The 18724-nt window shown below is 37.7% G+C and carries 18 protein-coding genes; 2 read left to right on the top strand and 16 right to left on the bottom strand.

The features are described 5' to 3' along the window. Window positions 1–145, top strand: a 145-nt coding sequence (locus JW794_06025) for a LysM peptidoglycan-binding domain-containing protein (GenBank protein MBN2017667.1), incomplete at its 5' end; no start/stop codon positions are given. A 55-nt stretch (window positions 146–200) separates the two neighbouring features. Here the strand turns inward: JW794_06025 and JW794_06020 are convergent. The 7 genes from JW794_06020 to JW794_05990 form a co-directional block, all read right to left on the bottom strand. Continuing rightward, window positions 201–1322, bottom strand: coding sequence for a hypothetical protein (locus JW794_06020; GenBank protein ID MBN2017666.1), 1122 nt, complete (start codon window positions 1320–1322; stop codon window positions 201–203). Further along, window positions 1318–2526 carry a hypothetical protein gene (locus JW794_06015; GenBank protein MBN2017665.1) on the bottom strand — a complete coding sequence of 403 codons (1209 nt, stop codon included), beginning with the start codon at window positions 2524–2526 and terminating at the stop codon, window positions 1318–1320. Before JW794_06015 ends, JW794_06020 begins: the two co-directional genes overlap by 5 nt. Then, window positions 2519–3388: a kinase/pyrophosphorylase gene (locus tag JW794_06010; GenBank protein ID MBN2017664.1), complete on the bottom strand. Its 870-nt coding sequence runs from the start codon at window positions 3386–3388 to the stop codon at window positions 2519–2521. The genes JW794_06015 and JW794_06010 overlap by 8 nt, the downstream gene beginning before the upstream one ends. Further along, window positions 3385–4041: an endonuclease III domain-containing protein gene (locus JW794_06005; protein ID MBN2017663.1), complete on the bottom strand. Its 657-nt coding sequence runs from the start codon at window positions 4039–4041 to the stop codon at window positions 3385–3387. The genes JW794_06010 and JW794_06005 overlap by 4 nt, the downstream gene beginning before the upstream one ends. Further along, entirely contained in the window at window positions 4041–4475 is a 435-nt protein-coding gene (gene aroQ, locus JW794_06000) for a type II 3-dehydroquinate dehydratase (GenBank protein MBN2017662.1), read from the bottom strand. The genes JW794_06005 and aroQ overlap by 1 nt, the downstream gene beginning before the upstream one ends. A gap of 158 nt (window positions 4476–4633) precedes the next feature. Next, entirely contained in the window at window positions 4634–5161 is a 528-nt protein-coding gene (locus JW794_05995; GenBank protein MBN2017661.1) for a response regulator, read from the bottom strand. 144 nt (window positions 5162–5305) lie between these two features. Continuing rightward, window positions 5306–5596, bottom strand: a complete 291-nt coding sequence (locus JW794_05990; protein MBN2017660.1) for a hypothetical protein — start codon at window positions 5594–5596, stop codon at window positions 5306–5308. Window positions 5597–6424: 828 nt separating this feature from the next. Here JW794_05990 and JW794_05985 point away from each other — a divergent pair. Then, window positions 6425–7405: a sigma-70 family RNA polymerase sigma factor gene (locus JW794_05985; protein ID MBN2017659.1), complete on the top strand. Its 981-nt coding sequence runs from the start codon at window positions 6425–6427 to the stop codon at window positions 7403–7405. Between the two features lie 4 nt (window positions 7406–7409). Here the strand turns inward: JW794_05985 and mutS are convergent, their stop codons facing one another. The 9 genes from mutS to JW794_05940 all read right to left on the bottom strand — a co-directional run bounded on the left by mutS (window position 7410) and on the right by JW794_05940 (window position 18714). Beyond that, complete coding sequence (gene mutS, locus JW794_05980) at window positions 7410–10040, bottom strand: DNA mismatch repair protein MutS (protein MBN2017658.1); 2631 nt, start codon at window positions 10038–10040, stop codon at window positions 7410–7412. Continuing rightward, window positions 10037–11071, bottom strand: a complete 1035-nt coding sequence (locus JW794_05975) for a tetratricopeptide repeat protein (protein ID MBN2017657.1) — start codon at window positions 11069–11071, stop codon at window positions 10037–10039. The genes mutS and JW794_05975 overlap by 4 nt, the downstream gene beginning before the upstream one ends. A gap of 11 nt (window positions 11072–11082) precedes the next feature. Continuing rightward, window positions 11083–12351 carry a transcription termination factor Rho gene (gene rho / locus JW794_05970; GenBank protein MBN2017656.1) on the bottom strand — a complete coding sequence of 423 codons (1269 nt, stop codon included), beginning with the start codon at window positions 12349–12351 and terminating at the stop codon, window positions 11083–11085. Window positions 12352–12384: 33 nt separating this feature from the next. Next, window positions 12385–13071 carry a tRNA (adenosine(37)-N6)-threonylcarbamoyltransferase complex dimerization subunit type 1 TsaB gene (tsaB, locus tag JW794_05965; protein ID MBN2017655.1) on the bottom strand — a complete coding sequence of 229 codons (687 nt, stop codon included), beginning with the start codon at window positions 13069–13071 and terminating at the stop codon, window positions 12385–12387. Continuing rightward, window positions 13071–13466 (bottom strand): cupin domain-containing protein, encoded by a 396-nt coding sequence (locus tag JW794_05960; protein ID MBN2017654.1) that lies wholly within the window; start codon window positions 13464–13466, stop codon window positions 13071–13073. Before JW794_05960 ends, tsaB begins: the two co-directional genes overlap by 1 nt. A 133-nt stretch (window positions 13467–13599) precedes the next feature. After that, window positions 13600–14331 (bottom strand): tRNA pseudouridine(38-40) synthase TruA, encoded by a 732-nt coding sequence (gene truA, locus JW794_05955; protein ID MBN2017653.1) that lies wholly within the window; start codon window positions 14329–14331, stop codon window positions 13600–13602. After that, complete coding sequence (locus JW794_05950; protein ID MBN2017652.1) at window positions 14328–14813, bottom strand: hypothetical protein; 486 nt, start codon at window positions 14811–14813, stop codon at window positions 14328–14330. Before JW794_05950 ends, truA begins: the two co-directional genes overlap by 4 nt. Window positions 14814–14976: 163 nt before the next feature. Beyond that, window positions 14977–17181 carry a hypothetical protein gene (locus JW794_05945; GenBank protein ID MBN2017651.1) on the bottom strand — a complete coding sequence of 735 codons (2205 nt, stop codon included), beginning with the start codon at window positions 17179–17181 and terminating at the stop codon, window positions 14977–14979. A gap of 3 nt (window positions 17182–17184) precedes the next feature. Next, window positions 17185–18714, bottom strand: coding sequence for an aromatic amino acid lyase (locus JW794_05940; GenBank protein ID MBN2017650.1), 1530 nt, complete (start codon window positions 18712–18714; stop codon window positions 17185–17187). Window positions 18715–18724: the final 10 nt, after the last annotated feature.

The following is an 18724-nucleotide window of genomic DNA, read 5'->3' as shown; positions in this document are numbered from 1 at the left end:
TAAAAATGGTGATACACTTTCTTCAATATCTTCGAAGCTCAATATTTCCTCTGACCGCCTGATCAAGATGAATGACCTGTCCTCGACAATGAGAAACGGAAAATATATTGTCTTTATTTATCCCGGGCAGAAATTGTTTTATTAGATCAATCTTGTACTTTTATTAATATCAATTTTACAAGTATATCAAAACATGATCATTACGAAATGGGCATCTCGTAAATTCGATATTTCTTATAAATTTTACCCCCGACCTTTTCATCGAACTGATTAATAAGGTCATTGTCCTCAAGATTCCATGAGAGTTCGCACCACTCATATCCTCGTTTCAAACCCGCTTGTTCAGTTTCATGATAGAGGAGTGCTGGTAATCCGAACCTTCGATATTTCTGCCTGAAACCAAATACTATTGCACGGGTTCCTACGATTTTTCGTCTGTAATATAAGAATTTAATAATACTAATCGGACTGAGTGTACCTTTAAGCTTCTTAAAAACAGGATTATAATCAGGAAGCGTTATTGAAACACCGGCTGGATCGTCCTTGTAATAGGCAAACCACACAAGGTGATCATCGGCAATTTTTGCGAGTTCTTCAACCATGAGGTCGAATTCCTTATCAGTCATGGGTGAGAAACCCCAGTTTTTCTGCCAGCTTTCATTATAAAGTTCTTTGATAATGTGAGCTTCTTCCTTCATTTGTTTCAGGTTAACATGCCTAGTCGAAATACTTGGATTATGCTTGAGTCGATCAACAGCAGTCTGTATCTGGGGAGATGGTGGTGTGGTATGTGATTTAAAAAAAGCATACAGATCTTTTCCTTTTTTCATCCCGTATTTTTCTGTAAGTGTCAGGTAGTAAGGCGGATTGTAGGGCATCATCATGACGGGAGGTGAGTCATATCCTTCAAGAAGAAATGCACATTCGTCATTTTGTGAGGGACTGAGCGGTCCGCGCATTTTCTCTGCTCTATGCTCTTTGAGCCAATTATACGCAGCATCGAAAAGAGCGTGTGAGACCTTTTCGTTATTAATGCACTCAAAAAAGCCGAACGCACCCATGTGTTCATCCCACAACTCGTTATAATTAAAATCAATAACTGCTCCAATCCTCCCAACAATTTGACCGTCTTTTTCAGCAAGAAACACTTCTCGGATAGCATGTTCCCAGAAAGGATGCCTTTCTGTATCAAGTTTAAAAAGCATGTCCTTCTTCAAAGGAGGTACCCAATTTTTATCATTTTTATACAACTTGAACGGAAGATCGATGAAATCCTTCCAATCTTTTTTTGTTTCTACTTTTCTAACTGTGATCATATTAATTTCCTTCCGGTTCAATAGCGATCAATACACCATAAAGTTCTTCGTGCACAAGTATGGGAATAAACATTACTTTTCCTTCTCCTCCCTCAAGCAAGGCAGATGTAGTAATGATCTCTTTTTTTGTGCTTATTACCTCAAATAGCGCATTGTCAAAGGATTTGTTACGTTTCTGTGCATTGCAATAACCAACGATGGAATTGCATGACGGCCAACCATTAATAATTGTGCCTGTTGTATCAGCAAGTTGAATGACATATGCTTCAGGATTATTATCATAAATGTGTCTCAGTAGCATGCGAACTTGTTCGGGTTCGTCATCGATGATAGGGTCAATAAGAGTATCCTGGATTGCATAACTGCGGAGCGATGACAGTAAAAAAATATTCTTGGTCTTTTTTGATGTATTTCTACTTACATTTCTTACAAGGGTAATATAGAATGTCTCACCATAAGGATAAATCGTATTCCATGTATAAATCTTCTTCAGTGTTTGCTCTTGCTCTTGAATATTTGTGATGAAAAAGTCATTAGCATTCTCCGTCATCATGTTATAAAGATTTCCCAGAGCAAGATCATAATCATTTGAATCCTTCTTCGTTAAAAAGTCTCTGCCAATCCTCATTGGATCAGAATCATATACCACATCCTGCTCATCATTAATGACAACCAACGAATAAGGGTAGGGAGTAATGTAGTCATCTTCTATACGGGAGAAGAATTTTTCCGTATTGACAAGAACAATGATAATATCTCTTTTTTCAGTTTTATCCGATAGAAAAGGAATCGTAATACAAATAAAAACATCAGTATTTTTATTAAGCGAATGCCCGATCAAAGGTTTTGTTATTGATGAGATGTTTTTGATGTTTTGATGAGTCAAGCAGTTTTCTATGATATCGTCATCGATGACAGCAGAAGGGACTTTTCCTGTGAGTTCGAGATTGTTGTCATAGAGAAAGAGTGCTGTGATTTCGGGAAAACCTTGAGAGAGTAAATTGAAATTTTGTGTATTTATATCAGCTGGTTCTTGTAATGTCTTAAGAAGAATGTTTATGAGTTCATCAAGGTTTGTTGAGATTTTTTCCGAAACCGATAGCGTGATTGCTTCCTGTTTTTCCCTTTGCGCTTTATCGAATTTCGTTGTGCATCCAATAATGAGGATTGTAACAAGAATTATTAGGAAGCAACTCTTTTTTCTATTCATCTTCGTCACTCAATTTTTCATCATAGGTGCTGTCAAACTTTCTGTTACTAAATAAACGCATGATCTCAGTCGCAGCTTCTTCAATTGATTTTGAGGTAACATCGACTACTTTCCAGCTATATTTATTGTACAATTGCATGCACTCTTTAACTTCGTTTTTGATGATGTCGATATCAACATATTTTGACAATTGAACATGTTTATATCTGCTTGCACGCACCTCACGAATTGTTTTTAGACGACTCGGTGAGATTGTCAAACCAACAATTTTAGATTGATCAACCTGGAATAATTCTTTGGGGAGATCAATGCCATGGATGACTGGTATGTTGGCAATTTTGTTATCCCTGTACGCAAGGTAAATGCTGATGGGTGTTTTTGAGGTTCTGCTGGGTCCAACGATGATTATATCAGCTTTATAGAGATCGTTCACTTTCTTGCCATCATCATGTTTGACTGCGAAATCGATGCATTCGATTCTTTCATAATAACTTTTATCCAGACTTCTAAACATGCCGGGGATTGCCATTGGGGAAATTTCAAGATAATCGGTAAACCTGCTCAGAAGCGGTCCCATAACATCGATGGAAGGTACTGCGCATTTTCTGCTCTCATCAAAGATAAGATCCCTCAGTTCGTCTGATACTAGTGTGTAAGCAATGATCCCATCAACTTCCATGACTTCATTCATTACGTCTTTGATCTCTTTTTTTGTTCGTACATATCGAACACGATGAATATACACATTCGTTGTCTTGAACTGGCTGAGAGCTGCTTTGACAACCATTTCGCAGGTCGAACCTGTAGCATCGGATACGATAAAAATGTGACGTGTTTTTGATGAGTTTTTCTCAGAGATCATACTATTTTCTTCTTAACTTTACACGAATTTAATAAAACACAATTTGAACATTGAGGAATTTTCTGGCAACATTCTTTTGCATGGCGGACAATCAAAGCATGATATTCGTTAAAGAGTTTTACATCCTTCTGAATGTTATTCATAAAGAATCTTTGAACATCATCATATGAAGGGGATTTTGGTAAAAAGCCAAGTCTGTGGAATATCCTTTTTGTATATGCGTCAATGACAAAAATTGGTTTATCAAACGCATAAAGGAGGATCGAGTCAGCTGTTTCATGTCCAATACCATTAATGGAGAGGAGTTCACTACGGAAATTAGTGATAGATTTTTCAATAAAAACTTGATAGCCATATTGATTAAAGTAATGTGCGATAGATTTCAAGCGCTTTGCCTTTTGATTGTAGTACCCGGAAGATCTGATGCACTTTGATATCAGATCTAATGATGAATGTTCGATCGAATAAAGCGCTAGAAGGTTTTCCGATTTTAGACTATTGATTGCTTTCTCAACATTCTTCCAGTTAGTGTTTTGAGTCAGAATCGCCCCGATGATGATCTCGTCTCGTGTTTTACCCGGCCACCAATACTGCGGTCCGTAACGATCAAGCAGGAGATCGTAGATCTGGTTCAATTCACGGCATACATTCATTAAAGAATTTTCTGGAGATCCTCTAATGCTTCGATGTATCCCTGTACTCCTAAACCTGCAATCACTTTCCTGCATGCCAGCCCTGTGATCGAGGTTCTGCGGAATTCCTCCCTGTGATAAATGTTTGATAGATGAACTTCAATAGCCGGCACACTGATCGATTTCAGGCAGTCATAGATCGCAATGCTGGTGTGCGAGAGTGCAGCGGGATTAATTACAATTCCGTCAACCCATTCAAAATTATTTTGAATGTAATCGATGATCTCACCTTCGCTATTGCTCTGGAAGAAACGTGCTTGCCATTCCTGTTCTGAAATCCACTGGTATATTATTGAATGAAGTTCAGCGAGTGTTTCTTTTCCATAGATACTCATTTCCGATCTCCCCAGGAAATTGAGATTTGGTCCGTTGATAATTAGTATATTTTTACTCATAGGGATTGAGGTCAAATTTAATAAATTTTGTGTCAAGATTTTGCGCTATATATATTCACTCCAGAATGGTGTTAATTATTTTTTAAGTTTTCTGAATATACATTATATCCACATATAATCAATCTTAGAAGAATAAATACTATTCGATTTCTAAAAGATTATCCAACTCTTCTATATTCAGGGAGAGAGCTCCCGCATTCATTCTTCGGGGTGAAGAATGAATGCGGGAGTGCCATGATTGGGGTCTCTAAAATACCTCCATACTCCTTAGTGCTCACATCCTGTACCTCGTAGGTTTCTATAACTTCTTCTTCAAAATTTTCCTTTAAAAGAGACTCCAACGTTCTTTGAAGAACATGAGCATGTATGGGTTTTGTGAGATAACCTGCAGGATTGACTTGTTTGGCTGTTTCGATCGTCTCCTCATCGCTGTATGCAGAAACGAAAACGATCGGTATGTATTTCTCTCTACAAATTTGACGCGCTGCTTCAATGCCGTCGATGGAACCTTTGAGATTAATATCCATGAATACAACATCAGGATTCATGGTCTCTGATATCTCAACAGCATCTTCCCCACTTCCAACAGATGCGCATTCGTAGTCTCCCAGACGAAGAACCAGATTTTTCAGATGTAGTGCGATTATAGCTTCATCTTCAACGATCAATATCTTAATTTTTTTCATACATTTTAAGAATTATATTATGCCTTTACCTCGGCTGATTTTCTTTCGTGTCCAAGGAAAACCTTTCCTTCAGAAATGATCACAACATATTCTCCACCATTACCATCATAAATTCTTTTAATAGTCATGTTTGCTCCTTATATATTATACTTTTAGAACGTGAATAACGCCATTAACAATAATGATAGTATACTTTTGTCCATTTGGAGTATTAACAGCGGCTTCATAGATAATATCGTCACTATTGTAACTGGTTAAAATTGGTTCTGTGATAACAGGATAATCACTATTCAAATCAAGGTATTGTGTAATGATTTCCGCATCATCTGGATTACATAAGGTTAGAAGTTCATTGCCTGTCATTGCATATACAGTAGAATTAAATAATAGCACGATGGCTGTTACTAAACATATTGCTAAAACTTTCTTTTTCATGTCTTACACCTTTCTTGTTGTTTTAATAATATCATAAATAATGTCGATTTGTGACGACACCACTCAAAAAATAGAAAAAAATAATGGTATGGATTCCTTTATTATTGTTAATTACTTTTTCTTTTCATGACCTAAAAACACTTTTCCTTCTGAAATAATTACAATATATTCACCTCCATTACCATCGTGAATTCTTTTAATAGTCATGTCGTTCTCCTTATTGATTTATTTTTATTCAGACTATTTAACAACTTAATAGATTCATTTTTCATAGATTCATACCGAGAACATTGAATTATAATCCGCTAAACAAAATTATTAACATATTGCAAAAACAATGTTTAGGTTGATTTTTTAATTTTCATTTAATTCTGTTCATACTATAGATTTTAAATTATTTACTTATATATCGTGAAAAATACCGATTTGTGACGACACCACTCAAAAAATAAGTAAATTAGGTAAATAAATAGAATGTCATTGCTATTTCTTTTTGTCATGACCGAGGAATACTTTTCCATCGGATATTATTACGGTATACAAACCACCATTACCATCATAAATTTTTTTTATAATCATGCAATACTCCTTTCTTTATTAAATTATTAGATTATCAAATATTGACAGATAATTTCATGATATAACAGTCCAAGACTATAAATTACTTTATTAAAACCATGAAATAAACATCAATATCATAATGAAACACAACTGCAACAAATGATGCGAGAACAAATTGATAATATCGACTTGAAATCATTCAAGATATTTACTTTTATATCATGAAAAATGCAGATTTGTGACGACACCACTCAAAAAAATTCAAAAATGAAAAAAAAAATTGAAACTGATGCTGATAAATTGAAAAGGTACCACAAACTTGCATATAACTTAGGGCTGTATAAGATTGGCAGCATCGATGTTGCTGAAGACATTGCTTCACAAACCATCTATTCTTACTTACTAAAACGAGATAAGATTGAAACTGTTAACCATGAAGGATGGATCATAAATACAAGCAAGAACTACTGTCATCAATATTTTGATAAAATAAAAGCAGAAATTAAATTAAAGCAAGTTATGCAAGGTAATGTGGCTCAAGAAATCCAAACTAAAATATCTGAAAGTATTAATTTTGTGAATGATGAAAGAGATGATCTCATAGAAGCAGTTAACTTTGCAAAGAGTAAATTAACTCAAAGCGAGCTTCAAACTTACATTCTTTATATCCAATGTGAAACAAATTTAAAATCAATGGTGGAGATTACAGGGGAATCAAATGAAGTACTTAGACAGAGAGTGTCGAGAATAAATCGTAAGATCAAAGCTGAAACATACAAAAAGCTTGGAATGATAGCAACAAAGAAAATTCTAAGTCCTCAAATAAATGATATTGTACGAAAATTCATCTTGAGATTCAAAAAAAACTTAGAAAACAATACGCTGAATAAAATGTTTTATTATTTTTCAAAAAAAGATATAAGCGATTATCATCCCAAATTTGAGATTAAGGAAGTTTTGGAATATGAGGTTGATCTTGATGATTCTGTTTATACAATACATGTGGTTTTTACAAATAAACAAGATGAAAGTGAATCATTTTATTTCACATTTACTATTGATAATAATGCCTTGAAAGTACTTCAGCCACCTACTCCTCACCAAGAACATTTTCAAGTTAGTGTCGAAGAAGGTGAGATGATTTTACGCTTACTTGAAAAATATCCTGAGGATGGAACAGGGATTCATATAATTCCTGATGAGGAACTAGAGAAAATAAAACAACTTTTAGGAGAAAGAGAGGAATAGGGTATTATAGTTTTTCTTTCAATTGTGAAAGAAATGTAATTGCTTCAAGGGGGGTGAGGTCATCAACATTCAGGTTTTTCAACTCCTCGATCAAAGCTCTTTCTTTACTGGTTTTTTGTGAGAGCACTTCGATAAATGATGTCTGGTTTATCTCTGCTTTCTTTCTTTTTGTCTTCTCAAGAATGCTGGATTCATTGAATTCACTTTTTTCTAATTCCTCAAGAATATCCTGGGCACGTTCAATAACCTTCTGAGGAATACCTGCAAGCTTTGCCACCTGGATACCATAGCTCTGGTCTGCACTGCCAGGCACTACTTTCCTTAAGAAAATAATCCTGTCTTGATACTCTTTGGCAGTTATGTTGTAATTTTTTACACCTTTATATACATTTGAAAGTTCGGTTAGCTCATGATAATGTGTAGCAAAAAGCGTTTTCGCTGCAACTTTTTTATTTTCATGGAGATATTCGACAACAGCCCATGCAATGCTTAATCCATCAAATGTGCTCGTTCCACGTCCGATTTCATCAAGGAGTACGACACTTCTCGGTGTTGCATTGTGGAGTATATTCGCAGTTTCGATCATCTCAACAAGGAATGTGCTTTGCCCTAATGCAAGATTATCAGAGGCACCTACACGGGTAAAAATTTTATCAACTATTCCTATTTTCCCGGATTTGGCAGGAATAAATGAGCCCATCTGCGCCATGATAATGATCAATCCGATTTGACGAAGATATGTTGATTTCCCAGCCATATTCGGTCCGGTTATCAGGAGTATTCTATCAGATGTATTGTTCAGCAATGTATCATTGGGTATAAATTCGTTGCTGGCGGATAGCTTCTCAATTACGGGATGCCTTCCTTCTTCGATCGAGATCTCATGCCCATTGTGAATTTCAGGTCTTATATAATGATTGTAAAATGCATTATGAGCTAAATTGGTTAAGACATCAAGCGTTGAGATGACTTCTGAAAATTGTTGAAACCTGGGAATAAAGTTTTTCAATTTATCCCTGATCTCAAGGAAAAGTGTATATTCGAGTTGAGTACTTCGTTCTTCTGCTCCGAGAACCTGGTTCTCGAATTCTTTTAGTTCAGGTGTAATAAAACGTTCTGCATTGACCAGTGTCTGTTTTCGTATATAATCTACAGGAACTTTGTCCAAATAAGATTTTGTAACCTCAATATAATAGCCGAAAACACTGTTGTAACGCACTCTCAATTTTGGGATGTTTGTACGTTCTATCTCTTTTTGTTCAAGCTGTGCAATCCATTTTTTTCCTGTTTTACTCTTGCTTCTCAGTTCGTCCAGATCATCATTATAACCTTGTTTGATGATACCGCCATCCTGCAGTGTGAGGGGAGCTTCCTCGATAAGGGCATTTTCAATAATAAGTATTACTTCATCGAAATTTTGTATAGATGCATACAGAGACTGAAGGTACTCTGAACTTGATCCTGCAATATGGCTACCAAGTGGTTGTGCAAGCGCAAGGTAATTCTTCAAAGCTATCAAATCACGAGGATACGCTTTATTCGTTCCGAGTTTACTAATAATCCGTTCGATATCTCCGATTTCCTGGAGAATCTCGATCACATTATTTCTTGCACTACTTCTTTCCAGTAATTCCTCAACACTATCCAGCCGCTTGTCGATCAACTTCTTTTCCATGAGCGGATTGAGCATCCAGTTGATCAGTTTTCGTCCACCCATCGGAGTTTTTGTCTCATCTATAACTTCAAGGAGAGTGCCATATCTCGAACGTGTTCGCATGGATTCAATCAGCTCAAGGTTGTGTCTTGAAAGCGCATCAACCTGCACGAACTGGTCATTTGAATAGTATGTAATGGCATTGATATGCGAGAGGTCACCTTCCTTTAAATCCATAATATATGATAGGATCGCAGCTGAAGCACACACAGCCTGTTTCTTGTTCGAAAGACCGAATCCATCGAGGGATAGAACTTTAAAATGTTTTTTAAGAATATCGGTTGATTCAGGAAAATCATATCGCCAAGTTTCATATTCGGTAAAAGAAGGTGTGTAGAAGACTTTGATCTTTTTTTGCAAGTCGAACTCCATCGATTCGGGAATCAATATTTCAGTTGGATGGACTCTGACTAATTCATCAACAATTCTTTCTGTCGGAACTTCTGTGCACGAAAACTCACCTGTCGATATGTCGATCGAAGCGATGCCGCAGTTGTTTTGCCCTTCATACACGGCACTCAGGTAGTTGTTTCCAGTTCCTTTGAGATAATTTTCTTCGAGAATCGTTCCGGGAGTGATTACTTCAACAATTTTTCTCTTAACCAGTTTCTTTGCTTTTTTAGGATCTTCGACCTGTTCGCAGATTGCAACTTTTAGCCCATTATCAAGTAGTTTTTTCAGGTAGTTCTCAAGCGCATGATAAGGGAATCCTGCCAGAGGAACCGGATTTTTCTTTTTCTTGTCCCTAGTGGTTAGTGTTATCCCCAGCAGTCTGGAAGCAGTTTTTGCGTCCTCAAAAAAGGTTTCATAAAAATCTCCCATACGAAAGAGAAGCAGTGCATCCGGCTGTTCCTTTTTTATTTTCAGGAACTGCTTCATAAGAGGGGTATGTTCTGCTGTTTCTGGAGGTTTCTTTGTCATGGTTTTTTATACAAGTAACTGCTTATGTTTTTCTGTGCAAGAAGGCTTTTTTTATAGAGCGCTTCCTCTTCGGTTGCATACGGACCTACCCCGACAGCGTAAAATATTTTTCCGTTAACGGATTTTGTGAAAATAAAAGTGTTTTTTACGCCATGTTCTTCATATTCCTCTTGAGCTTTGTGTGCTTTAGTAGAACTTTCAAGGGCGGCAAGTTGAACAATGTATTTTTTAATAAGAAATTCATCGATCTGAGGAAGTGATGTTAAAGAAGAAGAATAATGCCCCTCCTCTATTAAGGTTACTAATTGCATCTCTGCAAGAGGAGCATACTGGGAATAGGGATGATCATTTGTGAGTTTTTTATAATAGGAAATCGATTCTTCGTATTGTTCTTTTTTTTGATAGCAAAGTCCAAGCATGTAATAAATATACGGTGAGAAATTACTTTGAGGATTCTCATCCTGCAGTTGTTGCAACTTTTCTATTGCTTTTGAATATTGCTTTAATTCATAGTATGCAGTTCCGCAGTTAAGCATTGCAAGCTCTCTTTTTGATGAGTCGAGAGAAATATTAATGAACTCTTTGTATGAAGTGATAGCAGGGAAAAATTCACCATTACAAAAATGTGCCTGAGCATCGATGAAGAGAGCATCAGAATAATACAAGGAAAAGGTCTTTGCAAGTAGCTCTTTTGCATATTTTATTGCATCTTTCCAATTTTCATGTGTCAAATTGATCTTTGCAAGATGAATGAGTGCTCTGTCTGAATACGCATTTTGTTTCTCATCCAGAATTTTCTTATAATATAATGTTGCATCATTAGAATTATCGGAGCATTGCCCAAGCAGGAACAGGATCTCAACTCGCTCTTCATCGTTTGAACACTTTTCCAGCATTGGTTTGAGAAGAATGAATGCCTTTTCGAACTCATTTTTTGCAATATGACTGTAAACCGTTGAGAGAGACTGCCCCCAAGCTGGTGTGGAACAAAGGCAAAAAAGGACTACGATCAGAGGAATAGTTCTTTTCATGGTTATGAGTTTTAGCTGCTCATTAATTTAAGAAATTCCTGATTGTTTTTGGTTCCTTTCATCTTGTTCTTCAAGAGTTCGATTGCATCATAAGGACTCTGATTTTTGAGGATTTTGCGGAGAATAAAAACACGATTTCGCACATCCTCAGCAAGCAGAAGTTCTTCACGACGGGTACCTGAAGTGACAAGATCGATTGCCGGATACATCCTGAGGTCACTGATCGAACGATCTAGTACAAGTTCCATGTTACCGGTGCCCTTGAACTCTTCAAAGATAACCGTATCCATCTTGCTGCCGGTGTGGATAAGTGCTGTTGCCATAATAGTTAAGCTACCAGCTTCTTCGGTATTACGTGCAGCACCAAAGAATCGTTTTGGCTTGTGTAATGCATTGGCATCGACACCACCGGACAGGACTTTACCGCTTGCTGGCATCAATGTGTTATATGCACGCGCAAGACGGGTAATACTATCCAGAAGAATAACCACATCACGCCCATATTCTACCATTCTCTTGGCTTTTGCCATAACCATCTCAGCCAGCCGCACATGATGATGTGCAGTCTCATCAAAGGTAGAGCTGACAACTTCGGAATTCTCGGGTTTCACAATACGTTTCATTTCTGTGACTTCTTCCGGTCGTTCGTCCACGAGTAGTATGATCACGTACACTTCTGGATGATTGGTAAGGATAGCGTTTGCGAGCTTCTGAAGCAGAACAGTTTTACCGGTTCGAGGTGCAGCAACAATAAGTCCTCTCTGCCCTTTCCCAATTGGTGTAAAGAGGTCGATGATCCTTGTTGAAAGTTCATCTTGATCAGTTTCAAGATTGAGTTTTTCTTCGGGGTAGAGCGGGGTAAGTGAGTCAAAATTCGGTGTTTCATATGCTCGCAAAGGTGGTTCATTGTTGATCGCATCGATTCGTATAAGTGCGAAATATTTTTCATCTTCTTTTGGTGAACGCACCGGTCCGGCGATAATATTTCCCTGCTTGATGTGAAATTTCTTCACCTGTGCCTTGGAAACATAAATGTCACTTGGACCGCTGATGTAGTTTGATTTTGGGGATCTCAGAAAGCCGTAACCTTCTGGTGTAAGATCGATAACACCTGTAGTGAAGACCAATCCTTCATTAGCAGCTTGTGCATCGAGAATAGCGAACATTAAAGCTTCTTTGTTCATAGTTTTGAAATTTTTGATCTCGAAGCTTTTTGCGACTTTGTGCAACTCGGGTAGAGTCATCTTTTGCATTTCTTTCAGGTCGAGTAAATCTTCCATAATACTCCTATTCAATTATAAATAATTATGTTATTATTTCTTATCTCGTTTATAGTTTTCTTCTGCTGCTGATTTTCTGATATATAGGGGTTCAATACGAGCGATGTCATCTGCAGCATATACATCGCACCCTTTTTTATCTATTATCATATCGATTAGAGAAATCGCTTTCGGGTAGCAATCGATAGCTCGGGTAAGATTGGGAGACTCATTCAATGCTGTAAGCTCAACTACTAATTTTGGGAGGATCGGGCTGACAAAAAGGGTTTTATCATCAATCAGCTCTACAACTTGTTCTATTCTACCTAAAGAAGGTCCCTGAATTTCAGTGAGATCAGGAGAAAAGATAGCATAATAGACATCACCACGTCCAGCATCAAGAAGAGAACATATATTCGAAGTGTAGCCGGAAACATTATTGGCCATGGATTTGAGTGTTGAGGTGACATATAAGGGCACTTTAAGCCCAAAACACAATCCCTTAGCAGTCGAAAGGCCGATACGCAGCCCGGTAAAAGAGCCGGGTCCAATTGATACTGCAACTCCCGTCAGTTCTTCCAGCTTCATTCCGGTTTGACCTAGAATGTCCTCAATAGTAGGAAGTAAGCGCTCAGAGTGTGTTCTTTTTGCATCAATGGTTACATCTGCCAGGATGTTTCCGTTACGAGAGAGTGCAATACTTTCATACGACGTTGATGTGTCGATGGCAAGAAGATTCATTAGCAGTTATTTACCGGTTTGTCACCAAGAGGATTCTGAGATGATTGTTTAGGTTGAGGTGTATGGGGAACAACGCATAGAAAACGCATAAGTGTATCATCAGTGTTTTTGAATTGGTGTTTTACATGAGGTTCTACAAAGATAACATCCCATTGTTGAAACGACTTTTCTCCCTCTTCTGTGACCAGCACACCGGATCCTTGTAAAACAAAAACTTCATGTTCCCATTCATGAGAATGGAAGGGTGTGTGACCGCCAACTTCTACCTCGAACATACGCATCGCAAAATTTGGAGCATTATCCTTTTTTGAAATGAGCCACCTAATTTTTGTATTTTTGGCACCTTCAACAAGGACATCTTCGATAGGAACGTCATTAAAATGAGTGATTTTCATGGCAACCTCCAGATTTTTGAGCACCACGTAATTGTAATGTTAAATTATATATCTTTTTTATTTCGAAACAAAATCTATGATAGAAACTCCGTTCCGTCAATTTTTTTAAGAATTTTGCTTTTACTCCTCACGATCAGTAAGTGACGTCATAAAGATACAATCCATGAGGAGGAGCTGTTGTACCAAGAAGTGTGCAATCCTGGGTCTTTAAGATTGTTTGTATCAAATTAGATTCAAGCCGTTTGTGGCAAATATGAAGCAAAGTACCGACTATTCTGCGTACCATATTATGCATAAATCTATTAGCAGTGATCAAAAATATAAGATGAGATTCCGTTTCACTCCACATTGCTTGTTCTACGGTACACATGGTAGATGGTAGCTGTGATGTATCATGTGCAAAAACATTGAAGTCGTATGTGCCGATCAAGAAATCCGATGCGCTCTGGAGACAGTTCAGTGAATACCTCATATGTGGGAAATATGATGCATAAGATCTCTCAAAAGGAGAATAAGATTTCATTATTTTGTACATATAGATGCGTTTTTTTGCTGAAAATCGAGTATGAAAATCCTCAGGTACGATCGAGCATTCGATAATAAAAATTGCTTTATGTATGATGCTGTTGATGGCAGCAACTATATTTTCTGGTTTCATTCGCGTGTTTGCATAAAAATGCGCATATTGATTAAGTGCGTGAACACCTGCATCTGTTCTGCCTGAAACCGTTAATTGGGTCTCACTTTTGAAGATTTGAGAAAGCGATGCTTCCATCACTTCCTGAATGCTAATAATATCCTTTTGAATCTGCCACCCATGAAAGGGATGACCATCATAGCTGAATTGGAGTAAATATTTTTTCATATAAAGAGTAGAACGATTTGTATGATCACGAGTAATGGCAGGAGCAAATCTGTCGTATGGAACGAGCGGGAGATTAGCCCGTCAATAAGAGTCCGTGAAGTAGAAGAATATCTATTTACTTTAATAAGAGATTTTTGAACGACAAGGGGAAAGATATCTAACACATCTGGAAATCCCATCTTACTGCCTGTGTGATATTTGTACAGGTGAAGTGTGTGGGAGTATTCATAAAAGATCATTGGTAAAAATCTTATGACACCATAAAGAAAGATTATAATATTTCCTCGAGATTTTGCAGGACAAAGTCGTCTGAGCTGTGATAAAAATGAATATGCAGAAGTTGTTTTCATCACAAGTACAGTATAGCTGACCATCATAAGAATCGATAAAATAATGAATACATCATTCTGCCAGGTATTTCCAAAAATATATCCGATTAGAAAGATTGAAAGCAGGAGCGGTGAAATTCTAAGTATGGTCAAGATGATCTGCTTAATTATACCTGGACTTGATAGAATAAAAATCAGGAGTAGAAAGAAAACTGATATTTGCAGTATTGTTTTTTGAATTAGGAAAAGAAAAATAAGCTGCAGAAGTATAAAAATTATTTTTAGGATGGGATTGAAATAGTCAAACATGGAGGGATTATTCTTTTTCACCTCCAAGATTATTATCATTTGCCGGTAAAATAAACATACTATCCTGAGGGATCACTCCAATAGAATCTGTTACATCTGTGGTATCTATTACGAATAATGAATCCGCAATATTCATACTATCAGGCAACACTATCGTCGAGTCAATAATCAATGATGAGTCTATTTCTGGCTCGAAGGAGAGAAATCGTGTTCCGTCAAAGAAATCTGTTACTTCCTTCTTTAATTCATGATTAGGATAATCAGTGAAGAATTCTTCAAGATAGGGTCTTGCTGAAGTTGTATCATGATTTTCTTTTACAAAAAGATAAGATTTCAGATAGAGCGCTTGCGGATATGCAGAAGTTGAATCATACATTGAGATCACTGTGTCGAGATATGCATGACTTTGCTTAAGCGTGACACTGTCAAAGTAAAAATCTAAAGCTTTTTGTACATACATATGCGCAAAATGTTCTCGTGGTTCGACTAACTGATAGGATTCATTATTGATTAGTTTTTTGCCTGCGATTGTGTATTTTGAACCTGGATAGTCCGTCTCAAGACGTAAATACATCTCGTTTGCCATTTCAGGATCATCATACTTTTTCTTAAAAGTCCATAGTTTCATAAAGAGCACTTTCGGGATGATTTCAGTTTCAAATTCATGTATCATATTATGAAGATTTTCAATTTTTACCAGAAGCTGAGATCGTGTGAGAACTGGTTTTTCGGGCTCAATAAGTGTGCTGTCTGTCAAGACAGAATCAACAAGAACAATATCAGAAAGACTTGAGTCTATGATAGCAATTCCTCGAAGACTATCAGTGATCATCGAGTCAACTGCTACTGCATGAACTGAATCTTCGACAGGTTGAACGATCTCTATAGAATCTTCAATTTCAGATTCAATAGTGATTTGAAGAGAATCTGCGAGTAACAAAGTATCTGATAATATATCAACTGAATCTTCTTCCGGGAAAGTGATTTCTAATAGGATCGTTAATGAATCGAGTTCATCTCGAAGTAAAGGCAGACGTTCAAGAATGTCATCGTACATGGCAAGTGCGGAATCCGGTTGATTAAGATCAAAGTTATAATATTCTGCAAGCTGGAACTGGAACTCAACGATCTGCTTTATCTGGTCGCTGTTTTGAACTGACTGAAAACTTATCAGTTCCTGGGCTACTTTCAGTTTATTCTGTGTGTCATTGACCAAAGCACCATCGAGGTTTTTTATGATAACCGCATTGAATTTCTCAATGGCATTGTTATAATCACGAAGCACACTGAAATAGATATCACCCCAGTAATAATTGACCTCCGATACGATTTTTTTTCCCTTATTCTCAGTGTTTATGCTTTCGAACATCTCAAAGGCCTTTTCTGTTTTTCCCAGATGTGCCTCACAGAGTGCTATATACATTTCTATCTCAGGGAGTCTATCGTAATCGACCTCGTTATCGTGCAGGTTCTTGAAGATCTGGATAGCATCATTGTAATTTCCAGTAACAATAAAAATTTTACCTATATACATCAAAGCGTCTAGTCTGTATCGTTTGGTGGGTTTTTCTGCCAGAAAATTTCTGAAAGCAAGCTCCGCACTTTTATATTCACCATTTGTATAGACGATCTGGGCATACAGGAACATTGCCTTAAGATGGTTTTTCTTTTTCAGATCCGTGTTCAAGAGTTCAAGAATGGTATTCTTTGCACCATTGTACTTTCCTTTTTCAAGATAATAATCCGTCAGATCAAAATAAGCTTCAGTTCGAACTTCCTGAAATTTTGGATTGGTAAAGATCGCTGAGAATTGCTTCATTGCTTCGTCATATTCCTTCATGGCGAGATAGGTCCTTGCGAGATAGAGTTTAGCTTTAGGATATAATTTTCTTGAACTGTAATACTTCTCGTATTCTTTGAATTTTCGCAACGCCTTGATATAATATTCCTGCTCATAATAACATTGTCCCATAAGCAGGATCGCATCATCAACCCACTTGTTGGTCGGGTATTCCTGAATGATATATGCGCACTTGCCAATAGATGTTTCGAATTTTGTGTCTATACTCGGGGATACATTTCCGTTATTCTGCTTTTTGGCATTCAATGCTTCTGCATAGTATTTCTTTGCATTATAGAATGTGTTATAGTACACGCAACTCGTAAGGATCATGAGAAATGTGAGCATTACGAGAAGTAATATTCTTTTCATTTTCTATTCTAAGCTGCCTACGACACTTTCGACTTCTTCAAGAATTTCGCATGATCGAACAAGCTCTTTCATTCTTGTATGATCAGGATAGAGGGGTCTATCTATATCGAGGAAGTCAACATATCGGCGGATTACTTCTTTGGCTTTTGTAACACCATCGCCGAATGAATATTCTTCTTCACGGAAATCAAGCGCTTGTGCTGCAGCCATGAATTCAATACCGAGTATGCCATATGCATTATCCATGATCTGGAAATTCTTAATGGCAGTGTTCATGCCCATTGAAACAAAATCTTCCTGATCAGCAGCAGCTGGAATAGATTGTATGGATGCAGGAACGGAAAGGATTCTCTGTTCTACGATTTGCATGTCTGCGGTGTATTGGCTGAGCATTAAACCTGAGAACATACCTGCCCCTTTTGTCAGGAAAGCAGGCAGCCCCACGCTGAGTGCTGGATTATTCAATCTGTTCATGCGACGTTCGGACATTACGGAAACCATAGTAATCGCTGCACCGATCATATCCATCGGCAGTGAAACAGGTGATCCCTGAAAATTGGCACCGGATAATTGTATTCTTTTATCAGGGAAGAATACTGGATTATCACCAACACCGTTCAACTCGATCTCAACCTGTGAACGTGCATAAATCAGTGCATCATGAGCAGCGCCAATAACCTGTGGGGTCGATCTCATGGAGTACGCATCCTGAACTTTGCATTTTACTCTACCTTCTGCAAGATCACCGCCTTTTACTAATTTGTTGATCGATCGCGCACAGCGGATTGCACCCTTGAATCCTCGGGCTTCATGTAAGAGCGGAGTATAAGGCTTCATATTTGCCTTGAGTGCTTCGAGTGACATCGCAGCTGCAATTTCTGCCTGTTTAAGCCATCGGTTTGCATCATAAAGTAATAGGGCACTCATCGCAGTAAGCAGGTTTGAGCCGTTTATGGCTGAAAGTCCGTCTCGCGCCTTGAGTCCGGGAATTGGAATGCCGGCTCTATCCATGGCTTCTTTTCCTTCAAATAGTTCACCTTGATAATACGCTTTTCCTTCACCAAGAAATAGGAGTGCGATCTGTGACATCGGAGCAAGGTCTCCGCACGCACCGACTGAACCCTTCTGGCAAACATAAGGAGTAACACCTTTATTGAGCATTTCAGCAAGAGTAAGAGGGATTTCCGGACGACAGCCGGAGTTGCCTTTTACCAGCACATTGATCCTTCCTGCCATTGCGCCACGTACATACTCAATAGGTGCCGGATCACCGATTCCGGCTGCATGATTGTATATCAGATAACGCTGGAAATCTTCAATCTGTCCGTCATCAAGGACAACTTCTGAAAATTCACCTATACCAGTATTAACACCATACATGATCTCATGTGCCTGGATTTTCTCTTCCAGCATTGCACGGCATTTGTTAATGCGTTCGATACATTCCTGCGGGATCTCTACTTTCTCATTTTCGCGTGCTATTTTCACGACCTTCTCAATCGTTAAATCATAACCATTTAAAACAATTGCCATGGTCAACTCC

The sequence above is a fragment of the Candidatus Cloacimonadota bacterium genome (assembly GCA_016932035.1).
GTDB lineage: Bacteria > Cloacimonadota > Cloacimonadia > JGIOTU-2 > JGIOTU-2 > Celaenobacter.
Note: the sequence above shows the minus strand (reverse complement) of the source record. Positions and strands in the feature narration are given on the sequence as shown.